The sequence below is a fragment of the Mitsuaria sp. BK037 genome (genome assembly GCF_014193045.1).
Lineage (GTDB): Bacteria > Pseudomonadota > Gammaproteobacteria > Burkholderiales > Burkholderiaceae_C > Roseateles.
Window position 1 is genome coordinate 778,669 of sequence record NZ_JACHYS010000003.1, and the last position, 15,917, is coordinate 794,585.

At 70.5% G+C, this 15,917-nt stretch carries 18 protein-coding genes; 10 read left to right on the forward strand and 8 right to left on the reverse strand.

Annotation, left to right across the window (positions count from 1 at the left end):
- Positions 1 to 27: 27 nt before the first annotated feature.
- The 4 genes from truD to FHT37_RS20220 all read left to right on the forward strand — a co-directional run bounded on the left by truD (position 28) and on the right by FHT37_RS20220 (position 3,975).
- The gene (gene truD, locus FHT37_RS20205; protein ID WP_183483910.1) at positions 28 to 1,041 is read left to right on the forward strand and encodes a tRNA pseudouridine(13) synthase TruD; all 1,014 of its coding nucleotides are present in this window, start codon (positions 28 to 30) and stop codon (positions 1,039 to 1,041) included.
- A 104-nt stretch (positions 1,042 to 1,145) separates the two neighbouring features.
- The gene (locus FHT37_RS20210; protein WP_091730559.1) at positions 1,146 to 1,547 is read left to right on the forward strand and encodes a GntR family transcriptional regulator; all 402 of its coding nucleotides are present in this window, start codon (positions 1,146 to 1,148) and stop codon (positions 1,545 to 1,547) included.
- Positions 1,544 to 2,497 (forward strand): ABC transporter ATP-binding protein, encoded by a 954-nt coding sequence (locus FHT37_RS20215; RefSeq protein ID WP_254783499.1) that lies wholly within the window; start codon positions 1,544 to 1,546, stop codon positions 2,495 to 2,497. Before FHT37_RS20210 ends, FHT37_RS20215 begins: the two co-directional genes overlap by 4 nt.
- Positions 2,494 to 3,975 (forward strand): hypothetical protein, encoded by a 1,482-nt coding sequence (locus tag FHT37_RS20220; RefSeq protein ID WP_183483912.1) that lies wholly within the window; start codon positions 2,494 to 2,496, stop codon positions 3,973 to 3,975. The genes FHT37_RS20215 and FHT37_RS20220 overlap by 4 nt, the downstream gene beginning before the upstream one ends.
- Before the next feature lie 10 nt (positions 3,976 to 3,985).
- On the opposite strand, the gene FHT37_RS20225 is transcribed toward FHT37_RS20220, so the two are convergent.
- A complete protein-coding gene (locus tag FHT37_RS20225; RefSeq protein WP_183483914.1) occupies positions 3,986 to 4,513 on the reverse strand; it encodes a flavin reductase family protein in 528 nt (175 codons plus the stop codon).
- Between the two features lie 35 nt (positions 4,514 to 4,548).
- Between FHT37_RS20225 and FHT37_RS20230 the strand changes: the two genes are divergently transcribed.
- Both FHT37_RS20230 and FHT37_RS20235 read left to right on the forward strand, forming a co-directional pair.
- Positions 4,549 to 5,505 (forward strand): M48 family metallopeptidase, encoded by a 957-nt coding sequence (locus FHT37_RS20230; protein WP_091730570.1) that lies wholly within the window; start codon positions 4,549 to 4,551, stop codon positions 5,503 to 5,505.
- Between the two features lie 131 nt (positions 5,506 to 5,636).
- Positions 5,637 to 7,238: an ATP-binding protein gene (locus FHT37_RS20235; protein WP_183483916.1), complete on the forward strand. Its 1,602-nt coding sequence runs from the start codon at positions 5,637 to 5,639 to the stop codon at positions 7,236 to 7,238.
- Between the two features lie 32 nt (positions 7,239 to 7,270).
- On the opposite strand, the gene FHT37_RS20240 is transcribed toward FHT37_RS20235, so the two are convergent.
- Complete coding sequence (locus tag FHT37_RS20240; RefSeq protein ID WP_091730579.1) at positions 7,271 to 7,918, reverse strand: MBL fold metallo-hydrolase; 648 nt, start codon at positions 7,916 to 7,918, stop codon at positions 7,271 to 7,273.
- Between the two features lie 129 nt (positions 7,919 to 8,047).
- A complete protein-coding gene (locus FHT37_RS20245; protein ID WP_183483918.1) occupies positions 8,048 to 8,419 on the reverse strand; it encodes a YciI family protein in 372 nt (123 codons plus the stop codon).
- 329 nt (positions 8,420 to 8,748) lie between these two features.
- Here FHT37_RS20245 and rsgA point away from each other — a divergent pair, with 329 nt between their 5' ends.
- Positions 8,749 to 9,813, forward strand: a complete 1,065-nt coding sequence (gene rsgA, locus FHT37_RS20250) for a ribosome small subunit-dependent GTPase A (RefSeq protein WP_183483920.1) — start codon at positions 8,749 to 8,751, stop codon at positions 9,811 to 9,813.
- Positions 9,814 to 9,820: 7 nt separating this feature from the next.
- Here the strand turns inward: rsgA and FHT37_RS20255 are convergent, their stop codons facing one another.
- The gene (locus tag FHT37_RS20255; protein WP_183483921.1) at positions 9,821 to 10,312 is read right to left on the reverse strand and encodes a plastocyanin/azurin family copper-binding protein; all 492 of its coding nucleotides are present in this window, start codon (positions 10,310 to 10,312) and stop codon (positions 9,821 to 9,823) included.
- Between the two features lie 344 nt (positions 10,313 to 10,656).
- On the opposite strand from FHT37_RS20255, the gene FHT37_RS20260 reads away from it, so the two are divergent.
- Positions 10,657 to 11,028 (forward strand): hypothetical protein, encoded by a 372-nt coding sequence (locus FHT37_RS20260; RefSeq protein ID WP_183483923.1) that lies wholly within the window; start codon positions 10,657 to 10,659, stop codon positions 11,026 to 11,028.
- 86 nt (positions 11,029 to 11,114) lie between these two features.
- Complete coding sequence (locus FHT37_RS20265) at positions 11,115 to 11,444, forward strand: four-helix bundle copper-binding protein (RefSeq protein ID WP_091730603.1); 330 nt, start codon at positions 11,115 to 11,117, stop codon at positions 11,442 to 11,444.
- Positions 11,445 to 11,589: 145 nt separating this feature from the next.
- Here FHT37_RS20265 and FHT37_RS20270 read toward each other — a convergent pair whose 3' ends face one another.
- Both FHT37_RS20270 and ribA read right to left on the reverse strand, forming a co-directional pair.
- Positions 11,590 to 12,156, reverse strand: a complete 567-nt coding sequence (locus FHT37_RS20270; protein WP_310739767.1) for a hemerythrin domain-containing protein — start codon at positions 12,154 to 12,156, stop codon at positions 11,590 to 11,592.
- Positions 12,157 to 12,163: 7 nt separating this feature from the next.
- On the reverse strand, positions 12,164 to 12,787 hold the full coding sequence (gene ribA / locus FHT37_RS20275) for a GTP cyclohydrolase II (RefSeq protein WP_217648492.1): 624 nt from the start codon (positions 12,785 to 12,787) through the stop codon (positions 12,164 to 12,166).
- Positions 12,788 to 12,994: 207 nt separating this feature from the next.
- On the opposite strand from ribA, the gene FHT37_RS20280 reads away from it, so the two are divergent.
- Positions 12,995 to 14,731, forward strand: coding sequence for a M14 family metallopeptidase (locus tag FHT37_RS20280; protein WP_183483925.1), 1,737 nt, complete (start codon positions 12,995 to 12,997; stop codon positions 14,729 to 14,731).
- A gap of 82 nt (positions 14,732 to 14,813) precedes the next feature.
- On the opposite strand, the gene ypfH is transcribed toward FHT37_RS20280, so the two are convergent.
- The gene (ypfH, locus tag FHT37_RS20285; protein WP_147239927.1) at positions 14,814 to 15,515 is read right to left on the reverse strand and encodes an esterase; all 702 of its coding nucleotides are present in this window, start codon (positions 15,513 to 15,515) and stop codon (positions 14,814 to 14,816) included.
- A 16-nt stretch (positions 15,516 to 15,531) separates the two neighbouring features.
- Positions 15,532 to 15,870: a thioredoxin family protein gene (locus FHT37_RS20290; RefSeq protein ID WP_147239926.1), complete on the reverse strand. Its 339-nt coding sequence runs from the start codon at positions 15,868 to 15,870 to the stop codon at positions 15,532 to 15,534.
- Between the last annotated feature and the right edge of the window lie 47 nt (positions 15,871 to 15,917).

Below are 15,917 nucleotides of genomic sequence, written 5' to 3' on the forward strand. Positions count from 1 at the left end.
TTCACGCCGGGTGCCGCCAGACCGCTCATGACCGACCCTCAATACACGACCTTGCCGCCATGGCCCAACGCTTATCCGGCCACCGGTGCCAGCGCCACGCTGAAACGCCTCAACGAGGACTTCATCGTGACCGAACTACCGCTGCAGCTGCCCTCCGGTGAGGGCGAGCACCTCTGGCTGGACGTCGAGAAGAACGGCGCCAACACCGCCTTCGTCGCCCAGCAGCTGGCCGCGGCGGTCGGAGTGCAGGACAGGGACGTCGGTTATGCCGGCCTCAAGGACCGCTACGCCATCACCCGCCAGTGGTTCAGCATCTATCTGCCCAAGGGCGAGACGCCCGACCTGACGCTGCTTCAGCATCCGGAGTTCAAGGTGCTGAGCCAGAGCCGTCACGTGAAGAAGCTGCGCCCTGGCGATCTGCGGGGTAACCGCTTCCGCATCGTGCTGCGGGAGGTGACCGGCGACCGCGGCGCCATCGAGGCCAACCTCCAGGCCGTGGCGTCCCAGGGCGTGCCCAACTACTTTGGCGCCCAGCGCTTCGGCCACGACGGCGGCAACGTCGAGCAGGGCCGCGCCATGCTGGCGCGCGAGATCCGCGTGCGCAACCCGAAGAAGAAAGGCATCTACCTGTCGGCGGTGCGCTCCTTCGTCTTCAATGAAGTGCTGGCGCTGCGCATCCAGAAGGGGCTCTGGGGCCAGACCCTGCCCGGCGACGTGATGGACGAGGCGGGCCGGCCCACCGGACCGCTCTGGGGGCGGGGTCGCGTCAGCACCACCGACCAGGCGCAGGCCCTGGAGAACGGCGTGGCCGAGCGCCACGCCACCTTGTGCGACGGCATGGAACACGCCGGCCTCGATCAGGAGCGCCGCGCCCTGGTGGCGAGCCCGGCGGAGATGTCGTGGGAATGGCCGCAAGCCGATCAACTGGTGCTCACGTTCTCGTTGCCCGCCGGCAACTACGCCACGTCCGTCCTGAGCGAAATCCTCCGCGCCTCGGAGCCGGACCGGCACACCGAGGACGAGCCCGCCGCCGTCGAGTGAGCGCGCCGCAGGCGCCGCGAGCGCGGGGTTGACGTCCCGCTCCCTGCTGTATTACTGTAGCGATACACGTCGACGACACCGGTCGGCGCGCCAACGATCCGCCGATGGACACCGACCTGCTCTTCAGCATCAACCCCGGCTCTTCCGAGCCGATCTACCGCCAGTTGGTGGAGCAGCTGCGCCGCCGCGTCGCCAGCGGCCAGCTCGTGGCCGGGCAGGAGATCCCGTCGGTGCGCGAGCTGGCGCAGGCGCTGGCGGTGAATCCGATGACGGTCTCCAAGGCCTTCGGGCTGATGGAGGCGGAGGGGCTGGTGGAGCGTCGCCGCGGGCTGCCGATGGTGGTGGCGGCGCAGCACCAGAAGGCGATGAAGACGCGGGGTCGCGTCGAGCTGCTGCGGCCGGTGCTCGCCCAGGCCGCCGCCGAGGCGCGGCAGCTCGAGCTGCCGCCCGAGCAGGTGCTGGCGCTGTTCAAGACGCTGCTGGAAGACAAGGGAGAGACGCGATGACTCAAGCGATGGAATCGGCGATGACCCACGCGCTGGCGGTGGGCGACCGTGCCTCGGCGCAGGCCCTGGCGGATGACGCGCTCGGCGCGCCGCCGGTGCGCGCGAGCGGCCTGCGGGTCGACTTCAAGGGGCAGCCGGGCGTGATCGCCGGGCTGGACTGGGCGCTCGCGCCGGGTCAGGTCGTGGGCCTGCTGGGCCGCAACGGCGCGGGCAAGACCACGCTGCTGGAGACGCTGCTCGGGCTGCGTGAGCCGCAGGCCGGCGAGGTGCGGCTGTTCGGCCAGTCCGCGCTGCTGCCCGACGACGCGCTGCGCGCCCGGCTGGGCTACGTGCCGCAGCAGGCCGCGCTGTTCGAGGACTTCCAGGCCGGGGACCTGCTGCGCTATTTCCGCAGCTTCTATCCGCGCTGGAACGACGCGAAGGTGGACGGCCTGATGTCGCGCTGGGACATCCCGCGCGACCGGCGCGTGGGCCAGCTGTCGCAGGGGCAGCAGCAGCGGCTGTCCATCATCCGCGCGCTCGCGCATGAGCCCGACCTGCTGGTGCTGGACGAGCCCGTCGCCAGCCTCGATCCCGTCGGTCGGCGCGACTTCCTGCGCGAGCTGGTCGACCAGGTGCTCGACCGCGGCACCACGGTGCTGTTCTCGACGCACATCCTCTCCGACCTCGAGCGCGTGGCCTTCAACATCGCTTTCCTCAGCCGCGGTCGCATCGCGCTGCAGGCGCCGCAGGACGTACTGGCCGACGAGGTCCGGCTGCTGGCCGGTCCGGTGGGACGGCTGCAGGCGGCGGTCGACGCCCATGGCGGCCAGGTGCTGAGCCGGCGCGACCTGGGCGAGCAGCCGCGCTGGCTGGTGCGATTCGCCGAGGGGAACGCCCCCGCGCCCGATGCCGTGCTGCGCTGCGAGGCGCTCAACCTCGAGGACCTGTTCCTGGAGCTGACGCAATGAGCGCCGCGCTGCCGCTGCCCGGCCTGGGCGGCCATGCCGCGGTGCTGCGGGCGATGGGGCGCAAGGTCGGGCGCGTCTGGTGGCTGCTCCTGCCGGTGCTGGGTGCGACCGCGCTGGCGACGATGAGCAACCAGCCGCTGGCCGTCGCCGGGACCTTCTGCGTGACGTTGGCCATCGCGCTGCACCTGGCCTGGTGGGCGGCGGCGAATGCACTGCTGGGCTTGAACGATCCGCTGTCGGCGCACCTGATGCCGGGTCAGTTGCGGCGGCTGCGCGAGTCGGCGCTGGGCGTGTTCCTCGGCGTGGCCGCGGCCTGCGGCGGACTGCTGGGCCTGGTCTTCGACCATGGGCTGGCGTTCACGATGGGCGCCGCGGCGTTGATGCTGTCCTTCGCCATCTGCCTGCGCTGGCCGGTGATGTGGCTGGTGATCTGGGTATTGCCGTGGATCGCGTTGCCGCCGCTGCGCGAGCTGCCGTTGGCGCTGCAGGTGATGGACATCGCGCGCGAGTGGCATGCGCGCCAGCCCTTCACCCAGACCGGCGCGGTGCTGCTGTTGCTGGGCGCGGGCCTGTGGCATCTGTTCCAGGCCGGCGGCGCCGCGCATGCCCAATCCTGGGCTCAGCGCCAGCGCGTCCAGCACCTGATGACGATGCAGGGCAGCGCGGTGCCGGCGACCACGGTCTGGTCGCGTGGACCGCTGGCCTGGCTCGGCCGTTGCTTCCAATGGGCGCATCCGCTGTGGCGGGAACACCTGCTGCGCACGGCGCGGCCGACCACGGCGAGCGTGACCGCGCGCGCCGAATTCGTCGCCTTGCGCGGGCTGCACTGGTCGGCCACGGCCTCGACGACGCTGCTGCTTTTCGTCGTCTTCCTGATCGCCGAAGTGGCGCTGCTGGTCTTCCTGCCGGACCGCGCCGGGCGGGTGATCCGGGCGGCCCTGCCGGGGCTGTCGATCGGCCTGATGAGCGCGATGATCGGTCCGTTCTTCGGGCTGGACGCGACGCTGCACCAGACGCGCCGCGAGCAGGCGCTGCTGTCGCTGGTGCCCGGCATGCCGCGTGGCATCGAGATGAACCGCGTGGTCGGGCTGCGGCTGTTGCGGCATCACCTGGTGCTGTGGGGCACCGGCGTGGCGATGATGATGGCGCTGCAGGCGCTGGCGCCCGGGCATGACGACGGCTGGGGCAGCCCGCTGCTGGGCTTGAACTTCGCCGCGGTGGCGCTGCCCGGCACCCTGCTGGTCTGGCGCGACTGGTCACGCCAGGGCCTTCCCAAGGGCGCGCGGGCGGCGGTGCTGACGATGCTGATGGTCGCGCTGGTGGGCCTCAGCATCGCGGCGACCCATCGCTGGCACATCCCGGCCTTGTGGCAGGTGGCCGCGTCGGTCCTGGTGACCGTCGCGCTGGGCGCCTGGCGCTGGCGCGCGCTGCAACGGATGGCGCCCTTCTGGCCGGTCGGCCGTCACGCGGGCGAGTGAGGCCCAGGCCTCAGATCGGCAGCTCGGTGTAGTAGCGGCCGCCGTGGAAGATCAGCGGCTGCGCCAGGTCGGCGCGGCTGCAGGCCTCGACCTCGCCGACGAAGATGACGTGGTCGCCTTCCTCGTACTGGCTGCGGTTGGCGCATTCGAAGACCGCGGCGCAGCCCTCGAGCACGGGCGCGCCGCCGCAGCCCTCGCGGAAGGCCACGCCGGCGAAGCGGTCGATGTCGCGCGTGGCGAAGCGCTGCGCGAGCGCCTTCTGGTCCGCGGCCAGGATGTTGATCGCGTAATGCGAGCCACGGCTGAAGACCGGCATCGAGCCCGCGCGGCGGGCCAGGCTCCACAGCACCAGCGGCGGCGACAGCGAGACGGAGTTGAAGGAGTTGGCCGTCAGGCCCACCAGCGTCCCGTCCTCCGCCCGCGCGGTCACGATCGTGACGCCGGTGGCGAACATGCCCAGCGCGGCACGGAACTGCTGCGGGTCGAGCGGCGAGGTGGCACAGGCCGGGGACGGCGTGATCAAGGGCGGCTGGGACATGATGGGGGGCATTGTCGCCTCCCTAGAATGCCGCCATGGTTGACGCTGACTTCCTCCCCGATGCCGACCCGCAGCTGCCGGGTGCTCCCGCCGGATTCGGCCATTGCGATTGCCGCCGCTGCGGCGTGGACCGCGCGCCCGCGCACCCCGCCCGCCGCCTGTTCACCGGACTGCTCGCCGCCGGTGGCGTGTCGGCGCTGACGCCGGCCTGGGCGCAGGAGGGCGTGGACGTCGGCAAGCAGAGCCGCTTCACCAAGCTGGTCTCGGCCGAGCAGGTCGAGGCCGCCGCGCAGCAGCAGTACGCGCAGATGATGCGGCAGGCGCAGGCGCAGAAGGCGCTCGCGCCGGCCAATCATCCGCAGGTGCTGCGCCTGCGCGCGATCGCGCAGCGCATCATCCCGTTCGCCGCGACCTGGAACCCGCGCGCGCAGCAGTGGCGCTGGGAGGTCAACCTCATCGGCAGCCGCGAGCTCAACGCGTTCTGCATGCCGGGCGGAAAGATCGCCTTCTACTTCGGCATCCTGCAGCAGCTGCAGCTCAGCGACGACGAGGTCGCGATGATCATGGGCCACGAGATGGCGCACGCGCTGCGCGAGCATGCCCGCGAGCGCATGGGCAAGAACATGGCCACCAACGGCGCGATCGAGATCGGCGCGGCGCTGCTGGGCCTGGGCAACATGGGCCGCGGCATCGCCAACATCGGCGGCCAGCTGCTGTCGCTGACCTTCAGTCGTGAGGACGAGAGCGAGGCCGACCTGGTCGGCATGGAGCTGGCCGCGCGCGCCGGTTACAACCCCCAGGCCGGCGTGACGCTGTGGCAGAAGATGGGACAGGCGAGCAAGGGCGCGCCGCCCCAGTTCCTCTCCACGCACCCGGCCGGCCCGACCCGCATCCGCGACATCGAGCGCACACTGCCGCGCGTGCAGGGGCTGTATGCCCGCGCGCCCAAGCCCGAGCAGCGCTTCCAGCCGCCCGCACCGGCGAAATCCTGACCCTCGGCGCGCCGTCGCGGCGCGCGCAAAGCCCGATGCCATCGGCCCTCTCCCGAATCAGGGGGCGGCACGGTGATTGCCGGGCCGGCGAATGAGGTCCACACTGGCGCCTCGTCCACCGGGGGGCGTTCATGCCGCGTCAAGAGCCGTCGCACGGATCGGGTGCATCCGCCGCACCTGAAGATGGCGCCGCGCATGTCGGCGCGGCGCTCGACTACGTCACCGACGCGGTGATCCTGCTGCGGCACGACTGGACCATCGAGTTCGTCAACGTCGCCTTCGAGCGCGCCACCGGCCGGCAGCGGGAAGCCCTGATCGGCCGCAACTACTGGCAGTCGCTGCCCGGCGTCATGGGCGCGCGCTTCGATGTCGAGGCGCGTGCCGCGATGCAGTCGCGCACGGCCCATCTCTACGAGGAATTCAATGCGCGCCTGAGCAAGTGGTTCGAGTGCCGCGCGTTTCCCTGCGAGCTCGGGCTGGTGGTGCTGTTCATCGACATCACGATGCGCAAGGCCGACGAGCTGACGCGGGTGGACCTGGAGGAGAAGCTGGTGCGCATCCAGCGCATGGAGTCGCTGGGCACGCTGGCCGGCGGCGTGGCGCATGACTTCAACAACATCCTGGCGGCGATCCTCGGCCATGCGGGAATGATGCTGGACGAGCTGCCGGCCAACTCGCCGCTGCGCGGCCACATGCAGCAGATCAAGCGCGCCGGCGACCGCGCGCGGGACATCGTGCAGCGCATCCTCGCCTACGCCCGGGGCAGCGGCCAGGAACTGGCCAAGCATCGCCTGCGCCCGCTGGTGGAGGACAGCATCGGCCTGCTGCGCTCGACCCTGCCGGCCACGGTGCGGCTGACGGTGGACCTGCATGGCGACGACTGCGTGGCGACGGTGGATCCGGCGGAGGTGCAGCAGGTGGTGCTGAACCTGTGCACCAACGCGTGGCAGGCGATGCCGGGCGGCCACGGGCATCTGCATGTGGGACTGCGCGCGGTGCACTTCGACGCGCCGCGCGCCTTCGCGATCGGCCGCGTGGCGCCGACGCGTTATGCGGCGCTGAGCGTGCGCGACGACGGCCACGGCATGAGCGAGGACGTCACGAAGCGGCTGTTCGAGCCGTTCTTCACCACCAAGCCGCGGGGGCAGGGCACCGGCCTGGGCCTGCACATCGTGCATGGCATCGTGCATGCGCACGGCGGGGCCATCGATGTGCAATCGGCGCCGGGGCGGGGCACGCAGTTCTGCGTCTACCTGCCGGTGGTCGGCGACGAGGCGGCGCCGCTCGATACGGCGGCGCTCAGCCGCGTGGCCGATCCGGGCGAGGGCGAGCATGTCGTCTACGTGGACGACGACCCGATCGTGCTGCTGATGGTGGAGGCGCTGCTCAAGAAGGCGGGCTACGACATCCGGACCTACGCGTCGCCCGACGACTGCCTGAAGGACGTCGAGCAGGGGCAAACGCCGATGCAGCTGCTGATCACCGACTTCAACATGCCGGGCATGAACGGTCTGGAGCTGGCCGCGGCCGTGCGCGCGACGCTGCCGTGGGTGCCGGTGATCATCACCACCGGCTACATCGGCGAAGAGCTGACCGACGCGGCTGACCGCATGGGCGGCGTGGCGGTGCTGCAGAAGGAACGCAGCTTCGAGGAACTCGTCGAACTGGCGGCGCTGGCGCTGCGCGGCTTTCCGGAATCGCGCTTCCTGGACACCGGCCTGTCGCCGCTGTGAGCGCGGGCGCGGGGTTGCCTGCGCGGCGCCGCTCAGCCCCAGCGGCCGCCGACGAACGGGTTGGTGCGTCGTTCCTCGCCGAAGCTGCTTTCGGGACCGTGACCGGGGATGAAGACGGTGTCGTCGCCCATCGGCCAGAGGCGCTCGGTGATGGAGCGGATCAGCGTGTCGTGGTCGCCGCCGGGGAAGTCGGTGCGGCCGATGCTGCCGGCGAAGAGCACGTCGCCGACGAAGCAGCGCCGCGCGGACGCCGAGTGGAACACGACGTGGCCAGGCGTGTGGCCGGGGCAGTGCCGCACGGTCAGCGTTTCCTGGCCGATCTGGACGGTGTCGCCGTCCTCGAGCCAGCGGGTCGGCGTGAACATCTCCGCCGGCGGGAAGCCGAACATCGCGGACTGCTGCGGCAGCGCGGTGATCCAGAACTGGTCGCCCTGGTGCGGGCCGATGATGGGCAGGCCGCGCAGGCGGGCGAGCTCGCCGGTGCCGCCGGCGTGGTCGATGTGGGCGTGGGTCAGCCAGATGGCCTTCAGCGTCAGGCCGAGCCGCTCGACCTCGGCGAGCAGCCGAGGCACCTCGCCGCCCGGATCGATGACGGCGGCCTCATGGGTGAGGTCGCACCAGACGAGGGAGGCGTTCTGGCGGAACGGGGTGACGGGGACGGTGTGGTGGCGCAGGGGCATGGGGTCGCGGCAGGGGTGGCCGCGCGGAGGCGGCGTCGACGGCAATGTATCGGACTCGCGACCCGCTCGCGCGCCAAGGCAATGCCGCGACGCGGCGACCCGCGGCGTATCCGTGATTCCGCCCCGTCCTCAGCGACCCAGATAGAAGTCCATCGGAATCAGCTCGACCGCCCATCCGCCTTCCTCGCCCAGCGTGGCGGCCGGGTGCATGGACGCGATGCGCAGCGCTTCCTCCTGGCTGTCCGCCTCGATGATGAACAGGCCGCCGACCATTTCCTTCGTCTCGACATAGGGTCCGTCGGTGACCTGCGTCCTGCCGCCGCGCGGGCGCAGCGTCTTCCATCCTTCCAGGTCGCCCAGCGAGGCGGAGACCAGCACCTTGCCGGTGGCGCGCATCTTCTCGTCCAGCGCCGGGCACTGGCTGACCAGGGCCTTGACGTCTTCGGGCGCCATCGCGGCGAAGGCTTCGGGGGTGTAGTAGGCGAGGCCGAGGTATTTCATGGGCAGTCCTTGAGAGGGGTGATGCAGGGACGACGAACCGGCGCATCCGAATTCGACATCTTGCCGAAATTGACGTCGCTCCCCGTCCGCTGCAGACTTGCGGCCTTCATCCACCCACCCCGACAGGAGAAGACCATGGAACAAGCAGATCGTGTCGACCTTCTCGTGTCCGGCTGCCTGAGCGCCCAGCGCTCCTGACTCCGCGCTCAACGCGGGTCCATTGATCGTCGCGCCAGTCGCGGCCGGCTTCCCACTCAGCTCACGCCATGCGCCATCGCGCGTGGTCGGGTTCGCGCCTGCGCGAACGAAGCCAAATTCAATGGACTCCCATGATCGACATCGACTTCGAGACGCTGCAAGCGCTCGGTCTCACCCCCTTGATCGCCTCCCGCGCCGCGCAGCTCGGCGCCCCTGAACCCAATTCGCGCCTGGCGCGAGTGATCGAATCCCAACGCGACTGCTTCACGCTGCACGACGGCCATGGCGAGCGGCTGGCGCGCGCCCTGCCCCGGCTGGTGCAGCAGCTGCAGGCCAGCGCGCAGGCGCTGACGATCGGCGACTGGGTCAGCATGCAGGTGGACATCCACGGCCAGCCCTGGATCACCGATCGCGTCGACCCCGTCACGCAGATCGCGCGGCGCGCGAATGACGGGCGCCGCCAGCCGCTGGCGAGCAACGTCGACACGGCGCTGCTGGTGATGGGACTGGACGCCGACTTCAACGCGCGTCGGATGGAACGCTACATCGCCATGGTGACGGCCTGCGAGGTCACGCCGGTCGTCGTGCTGACCAAGCGCGATCTCGCGCCCGACGCGCCGGACCGCATCGCGGAGATGCGCAGCCGCCTGCCCCCGACCGTCCCGGTGCTGCCGGTCAACGGCCTCTCGCCGGCGACCTGCGCCGAGCTCGATCCCTGGATGCAGGCCGGACAGACGCTCGTGGTGCTCGGTTCCTCGGGTGTCGGCAAGTCGACCTTGATCAACACGCTCGCTGGCGCCGCCCAGGACACGGGCGGCGTGCGCAAGGGCGATGGCCGCGGACGGCACACGACGACGGCCCGCTCGCTGCATCGCACTGCGCTCGGCGCCTGCATCATCGACACGCCGGGGCTGCGCACCTTCCGGCCCGATGCGGACGCGCGCACGCTGGCGTCGTCCTTCGACGACATCCAGTTGCTCGCCCAGCATTGCCGCTTCCGGGATTGCCACCATGAGGGCGAGCCCGGGTGCGCCGTGGTGACGCAGGTCGACCCCGACCGGCTCGACAACTACAAGAAGCTGATGCGCGACGCGCAGCGCGGCGAGATGACGGCGCTGGAGCGCATCGCGCTGCGAGGCAAGTGGAAGGCGATCGGCAAGGCGGGCAGCCAGCGGGCGCGTGACAAGCGGTCGTGAGCGGCCATCACTTCACGATCACCTTGCCGACCATGCCGGCCTCGAAATGCCCCGGCTGCAGGCACGCGAACTGGAACTCGCCGGGCTGGGTGAACTGCCAGACGATGTCGCCGGTCTGGCTCGGTTTGACGTGCGCCATGTTGGCGTCGTCATGTTCCATCTTGGGAAACCGCTTCATCAGCGCGGCGTGCTGGGCGATGGAGTCCTTGGTGCCCAGCACCATCTCGTGCAGCACCTGGCCGCTGTTGTGGACGACGAACTTGATCGTCTCCCCCTTCCTGACCGTCACGTCGGACGGCGTGAACCGCATGTTGTCGGCCATGTCGACCTGGATGGTTCGAACCACCTGCCCCGGCCGGCCCTCCTGGCCGAAGGCGGTCGCCTCGACTTTCCCGTCGTCATGGCGGCCGGGCTTGGCGGGGTCCTCGTCGCCATGGGCGACCACGGCGACCGAGGCGAGGGACAGCAAGGCGAAGGCACAGGCGTGCAGCGTTTTCATGGGGACTCCTTGGGTGACCGGCATGGCCACGGGTTGCGAACGTCGAGGGGTGTCGGCATCGGGCCCGGAGCCCGCGACTCGAGGAGTCTGGACCTTGCCCCAGTGGGAAGGTCAAGCGGCTTGGGCTGACCTCCAACTGCGCCGACGCGGCCGAAGCAGACGTTTTTGCCGCATCACGGAGGTTCGTCACGCGGGTCGTCGCCACGGCGGCGAGGGGCGGGTGGGGCGCGCCGAAGGCACCGCGTCGTTGTCAGGCGGGGAACGGCACTTGCCCGCAGCAGGGCTCTTCCCCGGGGAGCAGACATGTTGCTGGAATCAGCGTCGAGCGCGATGGCGAGGTCCAAGTGGCTGCGCTGTTGATGCGACTGCGGTCGCCGCTGCTGCGGCGCCTGCTGGTGGCGTTCATGCTCGGCACGATGGTGCCGGTGGCGACCGCATCGGTGATCTGCCAGATGCTGTGCGCGGTGTCGGCAGATCACGGCGAGAGCCATGCGCACGGCGATTCCCCCGACCACCCCGTGGCCGACGCGCCGGCTGCCGACACCGGCACGCACGGCCTCTTTCACGGCCCCTGCCAACTCGCTGCCGTCCCGACCGCGCCCTCCGGCGCCGCGTCGGCGGTGCTGCTCAAGCTCACCTTCGAGTGGGCGCGCAAGCCGCCGTTCGGGATGGCGTCCCATGTGCTGCCGCCGCCCGACCCACCGCCCAAAGCCTGAGCGTCTCCGCAAGCGGCCGCTTCGCCCGCGAAGCGGCCTCCATCCTTTTTGCCGGCCTTGAAGCGGCCGGCCTACCGGAGACCGACATGTCCCATCAAGTCAACCAAGCCTGCGTCGAGGCGTGCAATGCCTGTGCCGATGCCTGCGACCACTGCGCCACCGCCTGCCTGCGAGAGCAGGACGTCAAGATGATGGCGAAGTGCATTGCCCTCGACATGGACTGCGCCGCCATCTGCCGACTCGCGGCGAGCTACATGGCGCGAGGCAGTCAGTTCGACCGCCAGCTCTGCCAGCTGTGCGCCGCCGTGTGCGATGCCTGCGGCGAGGAGTGCGCCCGGCACGAGCATCCCCATTGCCAGGATTGCGCGGTCGCCTGCAAGCGTTGCGCGGACGAGTGCCGCCGCATGGCGGCGTAGTCGGCCGCAGCGCCGCTTCTGACTTTCGCTTCTGACCTCGCAGATCCTTGGCGCTGGCATTGCGCCGAGGATCTGCGCCGCCCGGTCAGGAAACCGACGACGGGCGGTTCCGGGGCCCACGGCCTGCGCGCCGCGGCGTGAACCGTCACCTGGATGGAGGCGCCGCCTCGTCCCTGGGCGTGACGGGCCACGGCGTCTTCCGTCGGCCCGCCATCTCAGCGCCCATGGCCTGGAGCGCGGATCCGGTCAGCGCCTCAAGCGCTGCCGGATAGGCCGCGTGGTCCTCGACCTCGATGTGCCCGCGGTACAGCGTCGCGAAGCGGTCCCAGCGCTCGCGTGCGCCGGGCAATTCGTCGTCGCGCAGGCGGCCGTCGCGGATCGCCTCGAGCGTGGGCGCGATCGCGGCCCACTGCGCTTCCATCTCGCGATGCTCGGCGCCCAGCCGGTCGGCGAGCGCGCCCTGGCCGCGTTCGCGCAGCCGCGGCAGCACATGCCGTTCCTCGTCTTCGTGGTGCAGCGGCGCTGCCAGGGTGAAGTAGCGCAGCACGTCGCCGGCCGCGTCCCGCGCCTGACCGTCGCAGCCGTGCGCCGCGACGTGGGCGCCCAGGCGCGCCATCAGCGCCAGCGTCCGCGCCATGCGCTCGTGGCACGCGCCCATCAGCTCGAACGGCGCGTCGAAGCCGGCGGCGGGCGCGGCGTGCAGCGGGCTCACGCCGGGATCACTCCAGGTAGTGGCCCATCCGCTTGCGCTTGGTCTCGAGGTAGCGCTCGTTGTGCGGATTGGCCGCGATGCGCAGCGGCACCAGCGCCTCGACCTCGACGCCGCCGGCCACCAGCGCGTCGCGCTTCTGCGGGTTGTTGGTGATCAGCCGGACGCTCTTCACGCCCAGCAGGCACAGGATGTCGATGGCGTCGGCGTAGTCGCGCTCGTCCTCGGCATGGCCCAGGCGCAGGTTGGCGTCGATGGTGTCCACGCCCGCTTCCTGCAGCGCGTAGGCGCGCAGCTTCTCGACCAGGCCGATGCCGCGGCCCTCATGGCCCCGCATGTAGATGACGATGCCGCCTTCGTCCTTCAGCAGGTCCAGCGCGCCTTGCAGTTGCGGGCCGCAGTCGCAGCGCAGCGACTGGAAGACGTCGCCGGTCAGGCATTCGCTGTGCACGCGCAGCAGGCCGCCGCGCTCCTGCAGCGGACCGACCGACAACACCAGGTGCTCCGAGCCGGTGACCGGGCTGCGGAAGGCCCGCGCCTGGAAATCGCCCAGCGACGACGGCAGATGCACCACCTCCCACTCGGTCGCCCCTTGCGTGCCCAACGGGATCTTCTCGCAGTGATTCACAGCCATCTCTCCAGCAGTCACCTCGGCGCCCTCGCGGGCGGCCTCGTCGTTCATGTCGTGCGGTGCGCGCCCGTCGTCGTCGACCTGCGCGCCCAAGGGCCGCAATTTAACCGTTCTCAGGGTAAACGCGCTGTCGCGGGCTGGAGAGGCCTCTCGGTCGCAGGGGCCTGGGCATGCAAAATCGGCCGCACCGCCACCGCCCCTGGGACGCCCATGACCGCTCTCCCGCCCGCCGCCGCGCCCGCGTCGACCCCGACGCTACCCACCCCGCGCTTCGACGAGTTCCCCCGCTACGAGGCGCTCACCCAGCTGCTGTTCAGCTACGCGGAGGCCTGTCCCAACCTGGTGTCGGTGCGGTCGATCGGCAAGAGCTTCGAGGGGCGGGAGATCTGGGTCCTCATCCTGACCAACACCGCCACCGGCATCGACGTCGAGAAGCCCGCCTTCTGGCTCGACGGCAACATCCACGCCGCCGAGCTGACCGCCTGCACCACCTGCCTGTACTACCTGCACGACCTGCTGAGCAAGTACGGCACCGACGCGCAGGTCACCCACCTGCTGGACACGCGCACGATCTACATGGTCCCGCGCCTGAACCCGGATGGCGCCGAGCTGGCGCTGGCCGATCGGCCGCGCCACATCCGCTCGTCCACGCGCCCGTATCCCTTCGACGAGGAGGCCGTCGAGGGCCTGAGCGTCGAGGACATCGATGGCGACGGCCGCATCCTCACGATGCGGGTCCCCGACCCGCACGGCGGCTACAAGAAGCATCCCGACGACCCGCGCCTGATGGTCGCGCGCCAGCCCGGCGAATTCGGCGGCGAGTACTACCGCCTGATGCCCGAGGGCCTGGTCATCAACCACGACGGCCTGACCATCAAGGTCAACCGCGACAGCGAGGGCCTGGACCTGAACCGGAACTTCCCCGCCGGCTGGCGCCAGGAGTTCGAGCAGGTCGGCGCCGGCCCGTACCCGACCAGCGAGCCCGAGGTGCGCGCGATGGTCGACTTCATGGTCGGCCATCCCAACATCGGCGCGGCGATCAGCTTCCACACGCACAGCGGCGTGATCCTGCGGCCCTGCGGCACGCGCAGCGACGAGGAGATGGCGCCCGAGGACCTGTGGGCCTACCAGCGCTTCTCCAGGCTGGGCGAGCAGCACACCGGTTATCCGGCGGTGAGCATCTGGCACGAGTTCAAGTACCACCCCAAGGAGGTCATCACCGGCACGCAGGACTGGGTGTACGAGCACCTGGGGGCGCTGTTCTGGGTGGTGGAGCTGTGGTCGCCCAACAAGGAGGCGGGCATCACCGGCTACAAGTGGATCGACTGGTTCCGCGACCATCCGGTCGAGGACGACCTCAAGCTGCTGAAGTGGAGCGACGAGCACTGCGGCGGGCAGGCGCATGTCGAGTGGACCGCGTTCATGCATCCGCAGCTGGGGCCGGTGGAGATCGGCGGCTGGGACAAGATGAACTTCTGGCGCAACCCGCCGCCGCACCTGCGCGAGCGCGAGGCGGCGCGGTTCCCGGCGTGGATGAACCAGATCGCGCTCAGCCTGCCGAAGCTGGAGCTGCTGAGGACGGAAGTCCGGGCGCTCGGGCCGGATACGTGGCGGGTGCGGATGGCGGTGGGCAACAGCGGCTGGTTGCCGGCCTACGTGACCAAGCAGGCGCTGGCGCGCAAGCAGACCCGCGGGGTGATGTTCGAGATCTTCCTGCCGGTGGATCCCGAAGTGGGGCTCATCAGCGGCAAGCCGCGGATGGAAGGGCCGCAGCTGGAGGGGCATGCGCCGAAGCAGACGCAGCTGGCGTTCCTGCCGGAGCGGGATATCACCGGCGATCGTGCCTATGGTGAATGGGTGGTGAGAGCGCCGCAGGGCACGCGGCTGAGCCTGGTCGCGTGGGCGGATCGCGCCGGCACGGTGAGGACCGAGGTCACGCTCGATTGAGGCTGGCCGCACTGCGGAGACCGCAGCCCTCACCCCTGCCCTCTCCCGCAAGCGGGAGAGGGAGAAAGAAGCGCTCAGGCGTTCAATGCCTCGGCTCGCTCTTGTCCTGCTCGGCGGCCGCGAGCACGGCCTCGCGCCACAGCCGCGCGGGGATGAAGGTCCGCAGCTGCTCCATCGCGCGCTCGATGAGCTCCGGATGCAGCTCATGGCCCACCTTCGGCAGCACGTCGGCGGTGATGTCCGCGCCCAGCGCCATCAGCTCGCGCGCCGCGTTCAGCAGCGCCGGATACGGCAGCTCCGCATCGTCCTTGCCATGCAGCAGGTGGATCGACACCTCCTTCGGCGCATGCTGCGGCCAGTAGGCATACGCGCCGCCGAAGGCCAGCACGCGCCCCGCCAGTTGCTCCTCCTGCTGCAGCGCCTCCAGCGCCAGGATCGCGCCCTGCGAGAACCCGCCCAGCGCCACGCGCTCCCAGCTCATCTCCAGCTTCGCCGCCCAGCGGCGCACCAGCGCGATCAGCTCGGGCACCGCCGCCGTCAGGCGCGCTGCCTTGGCCGCGTCGTCGCCCTGCTCGGAATACCACTGGAAGCCCGCCCCGCCGCCCGGGATGGCGTCGAACGGCTCGAAGCCCTCGGGCAGCACCAGGGCCGCACGCGGGTATTGGCGATGCAGCGCCTCGGCCAGCGGGCGCATCTGCTCGGCGTCGGCGCCGGCACCGTGCAGCAGCACGAACAGCAGGTCGGGCGATCCGTCCTTGGGGATCAGCACATGGGCTTGGGTCATGGGGCGCGATTCTCCGTCAGGGGCCGTCGATGCGTTCCAGCGCGGCCCGAATGTCCGCGGCGTTCGTGGGCCTGACCAGCCGCTCCACCTCCTGGCCGTCGCGCATGAAGATCAGCGTCGGCCACAGCTTGACCTTGAAGGAACGCCCGAGCGGCTGCCCCTTCCCGTCCTCGACCTTGATGTGCTGGATGCGCTCGTGGCCGCCGCCGAAGGCCTCCACCAGCAAGGGCTGCGCGGCCTCGCAGATCGGGCACCACGAGGCGCCGAACTCCACCAGCAGCGGATGCTCCTTGGAGAGCGTGTCGACGGCGTCGCGGATCGGCTCGGTCAGCGCGTAATGGGCATTCATCGGCATGGGGAACTCCTGCTGGGTCGGGCCGGAAGGGCGCGCAACGCGAGGCC